At 68.5% G+C, this 14,544-nt stretch carries 18 protein-coding genes; 14 read left to right on the top strand and 4 right to left on the bottom strand.

What is annotated here, in order from left to right:
* Positions 1-51: 51 nt before the first annotated feature.
* The 7 genes from ACFVIV_RS22660 (at position 52) to ACFVIV_RS22630 (ending at position 6,594) form a co-directional block, all read left to right on the top strand.
* Positions 52-408 (top strand): YraN family protein, encoded by a 357-nt coding sequence (locus ACFVIV_RS22660; protein ID WP_379199334.1) that lies wholly within the window; start codon positions 52-54, stop codon positions 406-408.
* A complete protein-coding gene (locus ACFVIV_RS22655; protein ID WP_379199332.1) occupies positions 408-1,916 on the top strand; it encodes a YifB family Mg chelatase-like AAA ATPase in 1,509 nt (502 codons plus the stop codon). The genes ACFVIV_RS22660 and ACFVIV_RS22655 overlap by 1 nt, the downstream gene beginning before the upstream one ends.
* Positions 1,917-2,039: 123 nt before the next feature.
* Positions 2,040-3,194 carry a DNA-processing protein DprA gene (dprA, locus tag ACFVIV_RS22650; protein WP_379199330.1) on the top strand — a complete coding sequence of 385 codons (1,155 nt, stop codon included), beginning with the start codon at positions 2,040-2,042 and terminating at the stop codon, positions 3,192-3,194.
* Between the two features lie 433 nt (positions 3,195-3,627).
* Complete coding sequence (locus tag ACFVIV_RS22645) at positions 3,628-4,551, top strand: tyrosine recombinase XerC (protein WP_379199328.1); 924 nt, start codon at positions 3,628-3,630, stop codon at positions 4,549-4,551.
* On the top strand, positions 4,526-5,350 hold the full coding sequence (locus ACFVIV_RS22640) for an N-formylglutamate amidohydrolase (RefSeq protein WP_379199327.1): 825 nt from the start codon (positions 4,526-4,528) through the stop codon (positions 5,348-5,350). The genes ACFVIV_RS22645 and ACFVIV_RS22640 overlap by 26 nt, the downstream gene beginning before the upstream one ends.
* Before the next feature lie 88 nt (positions 5,351-5,438).
* Positions 5,439-6,203 carry a siderophore-interacting protein gene (locus ACFVIV_RS22635; RefSeq protein WP_379199325.1) on the top strand — a complete coding sequence of 255 codons (765 nt, stop codon included), beginning with the start codon at positions 5,439-5,441 and terminating at the stop codon, positions 6,201-6,203.
* A gap of 13 nt (positions 6,204-6,216) precedes the next feature.
* Positions 6,217-6,594 (top strand): hypothetical protein, encoded by a 378-nt coding sequence (locus ACFVIV_RS22630; protein WP_379199323.1) that lies wholly within the window; start codon positions 6,217-6,219, stop codon positions 6,592-6,594.
* A gap of 69 nt (positions 6,595-6,663) precedes the next feature.
* Here the strand turns inward: ACFVIV_RS22630 and ACFVIV_RS22625 are convergent, their stop codons facing one another.
* From ACFVIV_RS22625 to ACFVIV_RS22615, 3 genes are all read right to left on the bottom strand, one after another.
* Positions 6,664-6,996 (bottom strand): NIPSNAP family protein, encoded by a 333-nt coding sequence (locus tag ACFVIV_RS22625; protein ID WP_379199321.1) that lies wholly within the window; start codon positions 6,994-6,996, stop codon positions 6,664-6,666.
* Between the two features lie 39 nt (positions 6,997-7,035).
* Positions 7,036-7,551, bottom strand: coding sequence for a DUF1990 family protein (locus ACFVIV_RS22620; protein WP_379199320.1), 516 nt, complete (start codon positions 7,549-7,551; stop codon positions 7,036-7,038).
* 202 nt (positions 7,552-7,753) lie between these two features.
* Positions 7,754-8,350, bottom strand: a complete 597-nt coding sequence (locus ACFVIV_RS22615) for a M23 family metallopeptidase (protein ID WP_379199318.1) — start codon at positions 8,348-8,350, stop codon at positions 7,754-7,756.
* Positions 8,351-8,591: 241 nt separating this feature from the next.
* Here ACFVIV_RS22615 and ACFVIV_RS22610 point away from each other — a divergent pair, with 241 nt between their 5' ends.
* The 4 genes from ACFVIV_RS22610 to tsf all read left to right on the top strand — a co-directional run bounded on the left by ACFVIV_RS22610 (position 8,592) and on the right by tsf (position 11,287).
* The gene (locus ACFVIV_RS22610; protein ID WP_379199414.1) at positions 8,592-8,933 is read left to right on the top strand and encodes a YidH family protein; all 342 of its coding nucleotides are present in this window, start codon (positions 8,592-8,594) and stop codon (positions 8,931-8,933) included.
* Entirely contained in the window at positions 8,930-9,259 is a 330-nt protein-coding gene (locus ACFVIV_RS22605) for a DUF202 domain-containing protein (RefSeq protein ID WP_379199316.1), read from the top strand. The genes ACFVIV_RS22610 and ACFVIV_RS22605 overlap by 4 nt, the downstream gene beginning before the upstream one ends.
* A gap of 245 nt (positions 9,260-9,504) precedes the next feature.
* Positions 9,505-10,362, top strand: coding sequence for a 30S ribosomal protein S2 (rpsB, locus tag ACFVIV_RS22600; protein ID WP_379199314.1), 858 nt, complete (start codon positions 9,505-9,507; stop codon positions 10,360-10,362).
* Between the two features lie 100 nt (positions 10,363-10,462).
* On the top strand, positions 10,463-11,287 hold the full coding sequence (gene tsf / locus ACFVIV_RS22595) for a translation elongation factor Ts (protein ID WP_379199313.1): 825 nt from the start codon (positions 10,463-10,465) through the stop codon (positions 11,285-11,287).
* A 105-nt stretch (positions 11,288-11,392) separates the two neighbouring features.
* Here tsf and ACFVIV_RS22590 read toward each other — a convergent pair whose 3' ends face one another.
* Positions 11,393-11,923, bottom strand: a complete 531-nt coding sequence (locus tag ACFVIV_RS22590; protein WP_379199311.1) for a cupin domain-containing protein — start codon at positions 11,921-11,923, stop codon at positions 11,393-11,395.
* A 111-nt stretch (positions 11,924-12,034) separates the two neighbouring features.
* On the opposite strand from ACFVIV_RS22590, the gene ACFVIV_RS22585 reads away from it, so the two are divergent.
* From ACFVIV_RS22585 to frr, 3 genes are all read left to right on the top strand, one after another.
* Positions 12,035-12,973, top strand: coding sequence for a helix-turn-helix transcriptional regulator (locus tag ACFVIV_RS22585; RefSeq protein ID WP_379199309.1), 939 nt, complete (start codon positions 12,035-12,037; stop codon positions 12,971-12,973).
* A gap of 91 nt (positions 12,974-13,064) precedes the next feature.
* Positions 13,065-13,799, top strand: coding sequence for a UMP kinase (gene pyrH, locus ACFVIV_RS22580; RefSeq protein WP_379199307.1), 735 nt, complete (start codon positions 13,065-13,067; stop codon positions 13,797-13,799).
* A 36-nt stretch (positions 13,800-13,835) separates the two neighbouring features.
* Positions 13,836-14,393: a ribosome recycling factor gene (gene frr / locus ACFVIV_RS22575; protein ID WP_379199305.1), complete on the top strand. Its 558-nt coding sequence runs from the start codon at positions 13,836-13,838 to the stop codon at positions 14,391-14,393.
* Positions 14,394-14,544: the final 151 nt, after the last annotated feature.

Genomic DNA, 14,544 nt, shown 5'->3' with positions numbered 1-14,544 from the left:
CCCAGGTCGGCATGGCCGGGTCCCCCTACGGGCCCGGCCATGCTGGCATCCATGGCAAGCAATCTCGCGCTCGGCGCGCACGGGGAGGAGCTGGCGGCGCAGTACCTGCGCGCGGCCGGCATGGAGATCGTTGCCCGCAACTGGCGATGCCGCTACGGCGAGCTGGACCTGATAGCCCGGGACCGGGGCGTCACCTGCTTCATCGAGGTGAAGACCCGCAGCGGCCTCGGCTTCGGCCCGCCCGCCGCGGCCGTCACCTTCGATAAACAGCAGCGAATCAGGCGCCTGGCGCTGCTGTGGCTGCACGAACAGGACGGGCCGTGGCTCCGCATCCGGTTCGACGTGGTCTCGGTGCTGCTGCGCCCCGGTCAGGACCCGGCGATCGAGTACCTCCAGGCGGTGTTCTGATGCCCCTCGGAAAAGCGTTCTCCGTGGCCGTCACCGGGGTTGACGGGCAATTGGTCGAGATCGAGGCCGACATCGGGCAAGGACTGCCCTCGGTGCACCTGGTCGGGCGGCCGGACAGCGTCCTGCAGGAATCCCGGGACCGGGTGCGGGCCGCGGTCACGAACACGGGGGAGAAGTGGCCGGACGGCCGCGTGATCCTGGCTCTGTCTCCCGCCACCCTGCCCAAGGTGGGCAGCGCCTACGACCTGGCCTTGGCGGCAGCCGTGCTGGACGCCGCAGGCTCGATTCCGTCCTATCGGCTCGGCGATGCCGTCCTGCTCGGTGAACTCGCCCTGGACGGCCGAGTCCGCCGCGTCCGCGGCATCCTGCCCGCCGTGATCGCCGCCCGCAATGCGGGCCGCAAGACGGTGATCGTGCCCACAGCGGCCCTGGCCGAAGCCGGCCTCGTGGACGGCATCCGCGTCCTCGGCGCCTCGACGCTCACCGACCTGGTGGATTGGCTGCGCGGCGGGGCAGAACTCGCCCTCCCCGAGCCGATGGAGGTGACCCCGGTCCGCACGGCGGGCGATCTCAGCGAGGTCGTCGGCCAGGACGAGGCCCGCTGGGCCCTCGAGGTCGCTGCGGCGGGCGGCCACCATCTCCTCCTCACCGGCCCACCCGGCATAGGCAAAACAATGCTGGCGCAACGCCTTCCGAGCCTCCTGCCGCCCCTGCGGGAACGAGACTCGCTGGAGGTGACCGCTATTCACTCCGTAGCGGGCACATTGTCGGACGACCATCCCCTGATCACCTCTCCGCCGTTCGTCGCGCCCCACCACTCGTCCTCGGTGGCATCGATGATCGGCGGCGGCTCCGGATCGGCCCGGCCCGGCGCGGTGAGCTGCGCCCACCGTGGCGTCCTGTTTCTCGACGAGTGCGCCGAGATCTCCACGAAAGTCCTGGAAGCCCTGCGCACTCCGCTCGAAGAGGGCGAGGTCCGCATCGCACGCCGCGACGGCGTCGCCCGCTACCCGGCGCGCTTCCAGCTCGTCCTCGCCGCGAATCCCTGCCCCTGCGCCCCCGCCCGCGATATCGATTGCATCTGTGCGCCTTTGGCTCGCCGCCGCTACCTCGGCAAACTGTCCGGCCCCCTCATGGACCGCATAGACCTGGCCGTCCAAATGCACGCCCAGGCAGCCGGCGCCTTCAGCGGCGAGGAAGTCGAAAGCAGCGAAGCGGTCCGAGCCCGCGTAACCGCCGCCCGCGCGGCGGCAGCCGAACGCTGGTCCTCCCTGAACATGTCCACCAACGCCGAAGTCCCCGGCCACGTTCTGCGCCAACGCTTCCGGCTCCCCCGCGAGGCCCTCGCCCCGGTGGAGAACGCCCTCAAACACGGCCGCATGTCCGCCCGCGGCGCAGACCGCGCCATCCGCGTCGCCTGGACCGTCTGCGACCTCCGCGGCGGCGACCTGCCCACCGCCCAGGACGTCCTGCAAGCGTTGAACTTTCGCCAGCGAGGTGCCGCATGAGCGCATCCAGCCCGGCGCTGACGGCGACCGAGCCGGTCGGCTCCAGCATGCCAAGCAGAGCCGGCGTCGGCATGCCGGGCCGATCTGGCACCAGCATGACGAGTCGAGTCGGCGAGGTGTCGCATGAGTGAATCCGATGCGGACGAGCGCAGATTGGCGTGGGTGTATCTGTCGCGTGTGGTGGAGGGGCCGTGTGCGGCGCTGTCGGCTCTGATCGAGTCGGTCGGGGTGGTCGAGGCGGCGCGAGCGGTGCGGGAGTGCGCGCTGCCGGAGGCGTTGCGGGGGCCGACCGAGTTGCGGCGCGGGATCGAGCGAGCCGAACAGGATTTGGCACATATCGCGCGGCTCGGGGGCAGAGTTGTGACGCCCGATGACGCGGAGTGGCCGGCATGGCGGATGCTCGGGCTGAAGCAGCTCGATCCCGAGCGGGACGAGGCCGCTGCCGCACCTCTGGTGTTGTGGGTTCGGGGGCAGCGCTCGCTGGTCGAATGCACCGAGCGGGCGATCGCGGTCGTCGGGGCGCGGTGCAGTACCGGCTATGGCAACCATGCCACCGGTGATATCGCCGGTGAACTGGCCGTCCGTGGCTGGACCATTGTTTCCGGCGCGGCCTTCGGTATCGACGGCATGGCCCACCGGGCCGCGCTGGCGGTCGGCGGGCTGACCGTTGCCGTGCTGGCGTGCGGGCCCGACCGCCCTTATCCGGTCCAGCACGACCACCTCTTGGCCGAGATCGCGGACACGGGTCTGGTCGTCACCGAATATCCGCCCGGCACCAGTGCCCGCAAGCACCACTTCCTGGCCCGCAATCGCCTGATCGCCGCACTGGCCGACGGCGTCGTCGTGGTGGAGGCGGGCGCCCGCAGCGGAGCCCGCAATACCGTGAAATGGTCGCGCCGCCTGGGCCGTCCGGCCCTGGCTGTGCCCGGCCCCATCACGTCCGCGTCCTCGGTCGGCTGTCATCGCATGATCCGGGAGGGTGAAGCACTCATGGTCACCACCGCCGAGGAAGTGCTCGACGAGGCCGGACCACTGCGGCTCTCACTCCCCGGCGCGGTCCCGCCCAACCCGGAGGACAACCTCACCCTCGACGAGTCCCTCGTCTACGCCGCCCTCCCACCCACCGGCTCCCGCCTACCTCGCTCCATATCGGAAACCGCAGGACTGACGGTCGCCGCCACCCGGGCAGCCCTCTCGTCGCTGGAACTCGCCGGCCTGGTCGGCTGCGACGAAAACGGTTGGTACCGAATGACCCAACCGAAGGGAGGGCAGATATGACCCGCTGACCACTGGTCCAACCGCACAAGCAGCCGCACGGGCGACCGCCTCCGCGTTGGGGCGACAGGCGATCGCCCGTGCGAGCTGCGATCTGGCGACCCGTAGCTTTCCGGCGGACGTGTTCGGTGTCCTTGTTGCGAGACCAGACCTGTCCGGCTCACCTCACACGAGTAGCGGTGGCCGCGTGGTTGCCTCGGAGGATGAAGGCTCGAGAGTGGCTGGGGCGCTGCCTGTAGTGGTCGATCCCCGTGGGCGACTGGTCGACTGCACGTGTCGTGCGGGCTGCTTGGTCTGACTGCGGGCTCGCCTGCCGGTGGCGGTGGCGCGATTGTGTACGACTCCGGGAAGGCGGGGCAGAGGCCGTGGCTGAGCTGGGGGCTGCGATGCGGCGCGGTGGCTTGCTTTGTGGGGGTGGGGCGGTGAACGTGGGGGGATGGGTGAGTTGCCGGAGGACCTGGAGGCGTTGCTGGTTGAGTACGGGCGGCATTTGAGGTTGGGGCGGAATCGGTCGGAGCATACGGTTCGGGCTTATGTGGGGGACGCGCGGTCGTTGTTGGTGCATTTGGTGGGGCGGTCGGCGGATTCGGGGGTGGGGGAGGTGGATTTGGCTTTGTTGCGGTCGTGGTTGGCGGGGCTGGCCGAGGGTGGGGCGGCACGGACGACCATGGCGCGGCGGTCGTCGGCGGCGCGGACGTTTACGGGGTGGTTGACGCATACGGGGCGGTTGCGGGTGGATCCGGGGCCTCGGCTGGCTTCGCCTCGGGCGCATCGGGTGTTGCCGGCGGTGTTGGGGCGGGAGCAGGCTCGGTCGGCCATGGAGGCGGCGGAATCGGGGGCGGCGCAGCAGGATCCGATGGCGTTGCGGGATCGGTTGATCGTGGAGATGTTGTATGCGACGGGGATTCGGGTGAGTGAGTTGTGCGGGCTCGATATCGAGGATGTGGATCGGGAGCGGCGGTTGGTACGGGTGCTGGGGAAGGGGAACAAGGAGCGGGCGGTGCCGTTCGGGGGGCCCGCGGATCAGGCTCTCGACGCATGGCTGCGGTCGGGGCGCGCGTCGTTCGCCACCGAGCGGTCGGGGCGGGCGCTGTTGCTGGGGCGGCGGGGGCGGCGGCTCGATCCGCGGCAGGCGAGGACCGTTGTGCACGAGGTTGTTTCGGCCATTCCGGGGGCGCCCGATATGGGGCCGCACGGGCTGCGGCACTCCGCGGCGACCCATCTGCTCGAAGGGGGTGCGGACCTGCGAGTGGTTCAGGAGATTCTCGGGCATGCCAGCATGGCCACCACGCAGCTGTACACGCACGTCTCCATTGATCGCCTCAAGAAGGTTCATGACCAAGCACATCCGCGCGCCTGAGGGCGCGCCGCAGGTCCCGGACAATGTCGAGCTGATTCCCGGTGCACCCGATTCACCGGTGATCCTGCATGTTCCGCACTCCGCGCGCCACATTCCGCCGGCGGTTCGAGCCGGGATCCTGCTGGGCGACGACGCTGTCGAACGGGAACTCGACCACATCACCGACGCGCACACCGCGCTGATCGCCGCGACCGCCGCGAGCCGGTCGGCCCGGCGCCCCTGGCAATTCGTCAATCGCCTGTCTCGCCTGGTCGTCGACCCCGAACGCTTCCCGGACGACCGCGAGGAGATGCTCACGGTCGGCATGGGCGCGGTCTACACACAGACGACGCAGCGAACGGCATTGCGCCCCAGCGACTTCGATCCGGCCCCGCTGCTGGACCGCTATTTCCACCCCTATGCCCGCGCCATGGCCGACCTCGTCGCCGCGCGGCTGGCCGCCACGGGCCGGGCCGTCATCATCGACGTGCACTCCTACCCGGCCGAGCGGCTGCCCTACGAACTGCACGGCGACGGTCCCCGGCCACCCATCTGCTTGGGTACGGACGACTTTCACACCCCACCGGAGCTGACGGCCCTCGCCGGAAAGATTTTCGCCGAGTTCGGTGTTGTGGGCATAAATAGTCCGTTCATGGGTACATATGTCCCGCTGGACCGCTACGGCACCGATCCCCGCGTCGCCGCCCTGATGGTGGAGATCCGCCGCGATACCTACATGACCGAGCCGGGCGGTCCCGCCGGTCCGGGGCAGGTGCGGCTCGCCGCGGCGCTGGCCGAGCTCATTGCTCGCCTCCCGTGATCAACGTCATATCGACAACGTATCGACGACCTATCGGAAAAGCTGTGGTACCTTCACTTAGGTAACCCTAATTATGGAGGTGTTCCTCTTGGCACGCGCTCGTACGACCCTCGTGGTTCAGAACACGATCCAGCTGACCGATCATCTGATTCGCGTCCACCTGGGCGGCCCCGGTTTCGCGGCCTTCCAACCCAATGGGTTCACCGATGCCTACGTGAAGCTGGTCTTCCCCGGCGCCGACGGCGAGATCATGCGCACCTACACCGTGCGCTCGGTCGACCCGGCCGCGCAGGAGATCGCGATCGATTTCGTGTACCACGGCGACGAGGGTGTGGCCGGACCGTGGGCGGCCGCCGCCGAACCGGGCGACACCATCGACGTGATGGGCCCCGGCGGCGCGTATTCGCCGCGCCCCGACGCCGACTGGCACCTGCTCGCGGGCGACGAATCCGCCCTGCCCGCCATCGCCGCCGCCTGCGGCGCCCTCCCGCTCGATGCCGTAGGCCGCGTCTTCGTCGAAATCGCCGGCCCCACAGACGAACTCACCTTCCAGCGCCCGGAAGGCGTCGAACTGACCTGGATCCACCGCGGCGACGCCGAGCCCGGCGAGAAGCTCGCCGACGCCGTCCTCGCCGAACCGTGGCGCGAAGGCCAAGTCCAGGTCTTCGTCCACGGCGAGGCCCAGGCCGTCATGCATCGCATCCGCCCCTACATCCGCAAGGAACGCGGCATCCCCGCCGAATGGGCCTCCTCCATCTCCGGCTACTGGCGCCGCGGCCGCACCGAAGAGGGCTTCCGCCAATGGAAGTCCGACCTCGCCGAACGCGAGAAGGCCGCCCCCGCAGGCGTTTAGTACGTTGGAGCGCATGTCCGCCGAATCGAGCAATGGCGCCGCCCCACTTCGTGACCGGCTGCGGGCCGCGCTGCCCACCGCCATGAAGTCCCGCGACAAGAACGCGACCGCGGCCCTGCGATCCGCCCTGGCGGCCATCGACAATGCCGAGGCGGTGGACGGCTCCGACATGAAGGCGGGCGCGATCGAAGCGAGCCCGGTTGGCCTCGGTACGGCCGAGCGGCCCCGCCGAGACCTGACCGAGGCGGACATCGAGGCCATCGTCCGCGCCGAAATCGCCGAACGCCGCACCGCCGCCGCCGAATACGCCGGCCGCGGCAGCAGCGCCGACGACCGCGCCGCCGCCCTGCGTGCCGAAGCCGCCGCCCTGGAAGCCCACGTCGGCGGCTGAGCACGGTGGCTCCGAGCACGCCGCCATCGGGCAGACTCCGTCGGCGTGCTGCCGCGGATATTCCTCCGGCTAGCGTCGGAGGGCTGCGACGGCGTTCTCGGAAGCTTCGATGACGATGGTGTGATAGCTCTCGATTCGGGACACGATCGCCTCCCGCGGCCCTTCCCGCCATTGCACACTGGCGTAGAACCCATCCTCCTGCCGCCGGTGCTCCTCGCGGGACGCGAACGCACGGATGAGGTACGCCTCCTCATGACCGTCCTCATCGACAAGCGAAGCGCCGCAGTCGATCACATCGATGCCGTACTCCCTCAGCAGCGGAACCGACTGATTGCGCATGACGTCGATGAACTCGTCGCGAGTGCCGCGTTTCAGGCGGTATGTACGGATCTCGATGACCATGCCGGCGACTCTAGCCACGACTCCCACTGTGCCGCAGGGTCATTGCGGCCGGATGGTGTTGATGTAGCGGTTTGCGAACCAGTGCTGGATGAGCCGGACTACGGGGCCGCCCAGGCGGGTGTACCAGGTGCCGGGGCGGGAGAAGGCGGCGACTACGCCGTAGACCGAGTCATCGGTGGGGTCGTATTCGACGGCGAACAGTTCCTCCCCGATTTCGGGGTGGCCGGGCAGCGTGCCGTAGGCGAAACCACGGCGGTTGGGCTCGTCGAGGATGTAGACCACGCGGCACGGGGCGGTGATGCCCAGCGAGCCCACGCCGAGGAAGACTGTCAGGTCGGTGCCGTTCTCGGCGGTAGCGGTGGTCGCGCCCCGGAAGATGCCGGTGCCCTTCTGCATTCGATATGCCAGGATCTGTGCGCCCGCCTCCTCGAACAGGACGCGACCCGTGCCGATACGGCGGCGTAGCCGGAACTGGTGATAGCCGGGCGGGAATTCGCCTGCGGTCGCGCCGACGTCGGGGTAGGTGAACGGCGGAGTGGCGGGCTCGTGCGACATATTCACATCCTGGTCCGATGCTTGCGAGCGGGATAGGGGCGGGCGGTGTGAGAGTCGTCCCGGACACGGAAGCCGCCGCCGGGCACAGGGTCCGGGTTTGCTCCGCACCCGCTATGAGGACGGGGTGGCCGGTACCCGAGCGGGGCTACCCGTACCTCGAGAGGGGGCGACGAGGTGGCCGACGCCCGACCAGAGATCCGGGCTAGCTCGGAGAAAGCGGCTTCAGGCGGATCGGCGCTTGGCGAATCAGGCCGAGCGGGTCGAGGTAATCGCGGTCGCGGCGTGCGCCCCAATGGAGGCACGCGTCCACCGGGCAACCGGCGTGGCCCGCTGCCAGGATGCCGATCGCGGTGCCGCGAGAGATCCTCCGGCCCACCGGGATCGAGGCTGTCACCGGTTCGTAGGTGGTACGCAGTCCGCCGGGGTGGTCGATCGAGACCACCGGCTTGTCGGCCACGGCCCCGGCGAAAACGATGATTCCGTCTCCGGCGGCGAGTACCTGCTGCCCAGTGCTGCCCGCCAGATCCACACCGCGATGTCCGGGCAGCCAATTCCGCTCCGGTTCGTCGAATGCCCGGACCACCGTCGGCCGTGGCCGTAGCGGCCAGCCGAACTGCCCCGCCGCAGCGCCAACCGGCGCGGCTCCGAGTGGCGCGGCTCCGAGTGGCGCGGCTCCGACCGGCGCGGCTCCGACCGGCGCGGCCCCGAGCGGCGCGGCCCCGAGCGGCGTTGCGACGAGTAGCGATCCCAGCAGCGCCGGGGCCAACCAGGTGAGCATCCTCGACATGGGCGTGTGCATGTACACAGCGTGCGCCGGTCGGAGCCTGCGCGGGATACCGTGGTCGGCGAGTGTGGATAGCTCCCACGCATGTGAACAGCGCACGTCCGGACCGGTAGCGATCTCGCGCAGGAGGGCACAGTTCATGGGCTCCGCAGAGCCGAACACCGAAGAGCCGAATATCGCCGGGTCGAACATGGCGAACACGGCTGGGTCGAACACGGCGAGGCCGAAGACCGTGGAGTCGAAGGCCGTGGAGCCGATCGCGGAAACCGAAGCGGCGCTGATTGATTACCGCTTCACCCTCGCCAACGAGCGCACCTTCCTGGCGTGGATGCGCACCGCTCTCGGGCTGCTCGCCGGTGGTGTGGCGGTGCACGAACTGGTTCGGCCGTTCCGGCATCACGGCGCGCGCACAGCGGTCGCCATGGGGTGCATCGTGCTGGCCACCATCGTCGCGGTCGGCGCCTATGGTCGTTGGAAGCATGTGCAGGCGGCCATGGAGCGTGGCGACAAGCTGCCGCACACCGTGATGGTTCCCATTCTCGCGTTCGGCATCGCCGTCATCGCGGTGCTGGCCAGTATCGGCTTGCTGCTGTCGTGACCAGTCCGGAAGCCGGTCTGGCCGCCGAGCGCACCGCCCTGGCGTGGTGGCGCACCGCCATCGGATCCATGGCCAATCTGGTGTTGTTCGTGCACGCCGCCTTCACCGTGGATTGGCGTCCGGTCAGCGTGCTCTGCTTCGTGGCGACCGGGGCGCTGGCGGTGGTCACCGTCGTCTGCGTCCGCCGCAGCCGGGTGCTGCATTCGCACAAGAAGGGCGATTGGGGTGACGGCACCCGCGCCGTCACCTTCGTCGCCACCGCAATTACCGGAGTGGTGCTGACCGCCTTCGCGATGGCCCTGGCCTATGCCCTGCATCTGCCCTGACCAGCCCCGTAACCGCGCCGCCCGGTCATTCCAAGATCGTCGCCCCGAACCCCGATTTCATCTCCGCGCAGCGGCCCCGTAAACTGGTCCAGCGGTTTGCGGAACGCAGACCGACTTCGCGCGCCCAGATCAAAGGGTCGCCGGCTGGTCCCCTGAATCATCTCGGAGGGTCCGGCGGCCGTGGGCGCCAGGGCAGGGGTCGCCGATCCCTGTGCGAACCAGCAACGAAAGGAATTACGGGAGCCATGGCTGTCGTAACAATGAAGCAGCTGCTCGACAGCGGCGCGCACTTCGGCCACCAGACTCGTCGGTGGAACCCGAAGATGAAGCGGTTCATCTTCACCGACCGCAACGGCATCTACATCATCGACCTGCAGCAGACGCTGACCTACATCGACAAGGCCTACGAGTTCGTCAAGGAGACCGTCGCCCACGGTGGCACCGTTCTCTTCGTCGGCACCAAGAAGCAGGCCCAGGAGTCGATCGCGGCCGAGGCGACTCGCGTCGGGATGCCCTACGTCAACCAGCGCTGGCTGGGTGGCATGCTCACCAACTTCTCCACCGTGCACAAGCGTCTGCAGCGCCTCAAGGAGCTCGAGGCCATGGAGCAGACCGGTGGCTTCGACGGACGCACCAAGAAGGAAATTCTCATGCTGACGCGTGAGAAGACCAAGCTGGAGCGCACCCTCGGCGGCATCCGGGACATGGCCAAGGTTCCGTCGGCCATCTGGGTCGTCGACACCAACAAGGAGCACATCGCCGTCGGCGAGGCTCGCAAGCTGAACATCCCGGTCATCGCGATCCTGGACACCAACTGCGATCCCGACCTGGTCGACTACCCGATCCCGGGTAACGACGACGCGATCCGTTCCGCCGCGCTGCTGACCAAGGTCGTGGCTTCCGCCGTCGCCGAGGGCGTGCAGGCTCGTGCCGCGCGTGCCACCGGCGATGCCAAGCCCGAGGCCGGCGCCGGCGAGCCGCTCGCCGAGTGGGAGCAGGAGCTGCTGGCTCAGGCCGCCCCGGCCGCCGAGGCCCCCGTCGAGACGGCCGCCGAGGCCGAGCTCAAGGAAGTTCCCCCGGCGACCACCCCGGCCGACTTCTGATCCACGCTCCGGCGTTTGTTCACCCTGCCGCCCCCTCCCGTTCGGGAGCGGGCGGCAAGGTGTGACCACCACAGACCAACACTGAGGAGGCTCGCCCCAGATGGCGAACTACACCGCCGCTGACGTGAAGCGGCTTCGCGAGCTCACCGGCTCCGGAATGATGGACTGCAAGAAGGCCCTGGAAGAGACCGCGGGCGATTTCGACAAGGCCGTCGAGGTCCTGCGCATCAAGGGCGCCAAGGATGTCGGCAAGCGCGCCGAGCGCGCCACCGCCGAGGGTCTGGTCGCGGCGCAGGACGGCGTCATGATCGAGATCAACTCCGAGACCGACTTCGTCGCCAAGAACGCGGAGTTCCAGGAGCTCGCCAACAGCATCGTCGCGGCCGCCGCCAAGGTGCGCCCGGCCGATCTGGACGCCCTGAAGGCCGTCGACCTGGGCGGCAAGACCGCCGATCAGGCCGTGCAGGAGCTGGCCGCCCGTATCGGCGAGAAGCTCGAGCTGCGTCGCGTCGTGTCCTTCGAGGGCCCGGTCGCCACCTACCTGCACAAGCGTGCCACCGATCTGCCGCCGGCCGTCGGCGTGCTGGTCGAGTACACCGGTGAGGGCGAGGCCGCCGCCGATGTGGCTCGTGCCGCCGGTATGCAGGTCGCGGCCCTCAAGGCCAAGTACCTGACCCGCGAGGACGTTCCGGCCGACCTGGTCGAGAAGGAGCGCTCCATCGCCGAGGCGACCGCTCGCGAAGAGGGCAAGCCGGAAGGCGCGCTGCCCAAGATCGTCGAGGGCCGCGTCAACGGTTTCTACAAGGACGTCGTCCTGCTGGAGCAGGCGTCCGTGACCGACTCCAAGAAGACCGTCAAGGCGCTGCTGGACGAGGCCGGTGTCACCGTGACCCGTTTCGCGCGCTTCGAGGTCGGCCAGGCGTAATCGCCCGCTGAAGTCGAAAAGGCCCCCTGCGCAACGTGATTGCGCAGGGGGCCTTTCGCGTGAGGTCGGCGCGACGGATCGCGGACGGGTGAAATCCGAGCTCGATCAGTGCGTGTGCGGCCGGTTCTGCAACGGTGTCAGCTGGTGAATGTCGTGCCGCAGGCGCAGCTCGTCGACGCGCTCAGGTGTGGCCTCGCCGGAGCGCAGCAGCTCGCCGAGTTCGGCCAGGTATTTCTCGTGCCCCGCCGGCGTCACCAGGAAAAGCATTGTGGCCGTGGCATTTCCGGGGTTGTGGAAGGCGTGCGGGCAGCCCGCGGGGACATGCATGAAGCTGCCCGGCCCGCCGCGGAAGACGGTGGTTCCGTCCTGGGCCTCCCAGGTGGTCCAGTCGCCGACCGGTTCGGTGACGGGATGGAAGGCCAGCAGATCCAGTTCGCCCTCGACGATGTAGAAGATCTCCTCGGCGTGCCCGTGCCAGTGCGCGCCGACATCGAAACCCGGTGGCACCGTGGCCTCGAAGGCGGACCAGATATCGGAGTGCTCGGCTCCGACCTTCAATGTCATGGTTTGCTGCACCCTGTCGCCCGCGCCGGGCGGCAACAGCAATCCGTCGGCGGCGAGCAGTCCATCGGTCATGGCGGGCTCCTGGAGAGTTCCGGACGATGACGATCACGCTAGGAATGCGCGCGCACAGCTGTCCTGGTAGTGATACTGCTACCCAGAACGTGGTGCAGGGGGACAGGCCAAATGGTAAGCGGCAACGACCATCCCGGATCGGGGCACGAGCGGCATCAGCAGCTCGGCCGGTTCCTGCGCGCGCAGCGGGAACGGCTGCAACCTGGGGATGTGGGCTTGGTGCCGTTCGGCGATCCCGCCCGCCGCCGGACCCCGGGCCTGCGCCGGGAGGAGGTCGCGGAGCTGTCCGGGGTGGGCCTGACCTGGTACACCTGGCTGGAACAGGGCCGGGAGGTGGAAGCCAGCCGCCAGGTCATCGACGCGCTGGCCCGGACGCTGCGGCTGGATCCGGATCAGCATCGGCATCTGCGGTTCCTGGCCGGTCTCGCCGATCCGTGGGTGGCCGAGGACGCGGACGATCGCGCCCGCCTGCAGTATCTCGTCGATGCCGTCATGCCGAATATCGCGTCCATCTACGATCCGGCCTTCGATTTCCTGGTGTGGAACCGGGCGTACGCCCTCGCGCGCCGCGATCCGCTCGAATTGCCCGCGCAGCGCCGCAATCTGCTGTGGATGATGTTCACCGACACCGTGAATCGCGCCATGATGCCGCACTGGGAGCAGGCCGCCCGCGCGGTCATGGCCCAGTTGCGCGAGGCCATGGGCCGCCGCCCGGACGATCCGCGCCTGACCGCGCTGGCGGAGCGGTTGTGCGCGGCCAGTCCGGAGTTTCGTGATTGGTGGCCGGATTACCGGGTACGCCGTTTTCGCCCCGCCGGCATCGTCATCGACCATCCGCACGCCGGACCGATCGAGCTGAAGGTGTTCCAGATGCGCCCGGTCGAGAACCCGAACCTGCTGCTGGTCGTGCAGGTTCCGGCCACGCCCGCGGCCGCCGCCCGGGTGGCCGCCTTGCTGACGTATGCCGAATCGGGACGCAATGGCGACAAATCCGAACCGGTATCGAGGGTCGGCTCACCCTCGGGAGGTCCCGTGAGGCAGGATAGATGAAGCTTTGTTGCCGTCCCGCGCGATTTCCGCGTCCGGGATGGTCTTTTCATGTGCATGCGCACGCTCGAATGCCGAGGACAAAAGGAGACCGATGACGGACCCGGATACGGCCCCCGACCGCAAGGGCTATCGCCGAGTGCTCCTCAAGCTGGGTGGCGAGATGTTCGGCGGCGGCCGCGTGGGTCTCGATCCCGATGTGGTGCAGACCGTGGCCGAGCAGATCGCCGAGGTCGTGGAGGACGGCGTCCAGGTGGCCGTGGTCATCGGCGGCGGCAATTTCTTCCGCGGCGCGGAACTCGAGGAGCGCGGTATGGAGCGCGCCCGCTCGGATTACATGGGCATGCTGGGTACCGTTATGAATTCCCTTGCGCTGCAGGACTTCCTGCAGAAACAGGGCATCGACACCCGGGTGCAGACCGCCATCACCATGGGGCAGGTCGCCGAACCGTATCTGCCGCTGCGAGCCAAGCGGCATCTGGAGAAGGGGCGCGTCGTCATCTTCGGCGCGGGTATGGGCATGCCCTACTTCTCCACCGACACCACCGCCGCCCAGCGCGCGCTGGAGATCGGCGCCGAGGTCGTGTTGATGGCCAAGGCCGTGGACGGCGTCTACAGCGATGACCCGCGGGTCGATCCGGACGCCACCATGTTCACCGAGGTCACCCACAAGGAGGTGCTGGAGCGCGGCCTGAAGGTGGCCGACGCCACCGCGTTCAGCCTCTGTATGGACAACCAGATGCCCATGCTGGTGTTCAATTTGTTGACGAAGGGCAATATTGCCCGCGCAGTCGCCGGTGAGAAGATCGGCACGCTGGTCCGGTCGTGACCGACGAAAGAACGATGACCATGTGGAGGAATCGCCGTGATTGAAGAAGCGCTCTTCGACGCCGAGGAAAAGTTCGAGAAGGCCGTCTCGGTGGCGAAGGACGACCTGGGTTCCATTCGGACCGGTCGCGCGAATCCGGGCATGTTCAACCGGGTCGTCGTCGACTACTACGGGTCGCCCACCCCCATCACCCAGATGGCCAGCATCAACTCCCCGGAGCCGCGCATGCTGGTCATCAAGCCCTATGAGCAGAGCCAGCTCAAGGAGATCGAGACCGCGATCCGCAATTCGGATCTGGGGGTGAACCCCACCAACGACGGTCACATCATCCGCGTCATCGTCCCGCAGCTGACCGAGGAGCGGCGCCGCGAGATGGTCAAGCAGGCCAAGTCCAAGGGCGAGGACGCCAAGATCGCCATCCGCAATGTGCGGCGCAAGACCATGGACGAGCTGGGCCGCATTCAGAAGGACGGCGAGGCCGGCGAGGACGAGGTCGGCCGGGCCGAGAAGGAACTCGACAAGACGACCGCCAAGTACGTCAGCCAGGTCGACGAGCTGGTGAAGCACAAGGAATCGGAACTTCTCGAGGTCTAATCGACCGGGCTGTCCGCGTGACCGGCAGCTCGAGTCTGGACGGGCGGCCCCGTGTGGGGGGGGGCGGCCGGGGGGGGGGGGGGACCGGCGAAAAGTTTGGGGAGGGGCAAAAATGGGCGAATAAACAACCGCCCCCCGCGCTGTGGGGGCG

Origin of the sequence: Nocardia sp. NPDC127526 (genome assembly GCF_042672265.1) — a bacterium.
Taxonomy (GTDB): domain Bacteria; phylum Actinomycetota; class Actinomycetes; order Mycobacteriales; family Mycobacteriaceae; genus Nocardia.
Note: the sequence above shows the minus strand (reverse complement) of the source record. Positions and strands in the feature narration are given on the sequence as shown.

Excerpts from the sequence above, each read along its gene's own strand:
- tsf (WP_379199313.1), top strand. The coding sequence starts at position 10,463 with ATGGCGAACTACACCGCCGCTGACGTGAAGCGGCTTCGCGAGCTCACC.
- ACFVIV_RS22590 (WP_379199311.1), bottom strand. The coding sequence starts at position 11,923 with ATGACCGATGGACTGCTCGCCGCCGACGGATTGCTGTTGCCGCCCGGC.
- ACFVIV_RS22625 (WP_379199321.1), bottom strand. The coding sequence starts at position 6,996 with ATGGTCATCGAGATCCGTACATACCGCCTGAAACGCGGCACTCGCGAC.
- ACFVIV_RS22585 (WP_379199309.1), top strand. The coding sequence starts at position 12,035 with ATGGTAAGCGGCAACGACCATCCCGGATCGGGGCACGAGCGGCATCAG.
- ACFVIV_RS22620 (WP_379199320.1), bottom strand. The coding sequence starts at position 7,551 with ATGTCGCACGAGCCCGCCACTCCGCCGTTCACCTACCCCGACGTCGGC.
- ACFVIV_RS22655 (WP_379199332.1), top strand. The coding sequence starts at position 408 with ATGCCCCTCGGAAAAGCGTTCTCCGTGGCCGTCACCGGGGTTGACGGG.
- ACFVIV_RS22630 (WP_379199323.1), top strand. The coding sequence starts at position 6,217 with ATGTCCGCCGAATCGAGCAATGGCGCCGCCCCACTTCGTGACCGGCTG.
- ACFVIV_RS22645 (WP_379199328.1), top strand. The coding sequence starts at position 3,628 with ATGGGTGAGTTGCCGGAGGACCTGGAGGCGTTGCTGGTTGAGTACGGG.
- rpsB (WP_379199314.1), top strand. The coding sequence starts at position 9,505 with ATGGCTGTCGTAACAATGAAGCAGCTGCTCGACAGCGGCGCGCACTTC.
- pyrH (WP_379199307.1), top strand. The coding sequence starts at position 13,065 with ATGACGGACCCGGATACGGCCCCCGACCGCAAGGGCTATCGCCGAGTG.
- dprA (WP_379199330.1), top strand. The coding sequence starts at position 2,040 with ATGAGTGAATCCGATGCGGACGAGCGCAGATTGGCGTGGGTGTATCTG.
- ACFVIV_RS22660 (WP_379199334.1), top strand. The coding sequence starts at position 52 with ATGGCAAGCAATCTCGCGCTCGGCGCGCACGGGGAGGAGCTGGCGGCG.
- ACFVIV_RS22615 (WP_379199318.1), bottom strand. The coding sequence starts at position 8,350 with ATGCACACGCCCATGTCGAGGATGCTCACCTGGTTGGCCCCGGCGCTG.
- ACFVIV_RS22640 (WP_379199327.1), top strand. The coding sequence starts at position 4,526 with ATGACCAAGCACATCCGCGCGCCTGAGGGCGCGCCGCAGGTCCCGGAC.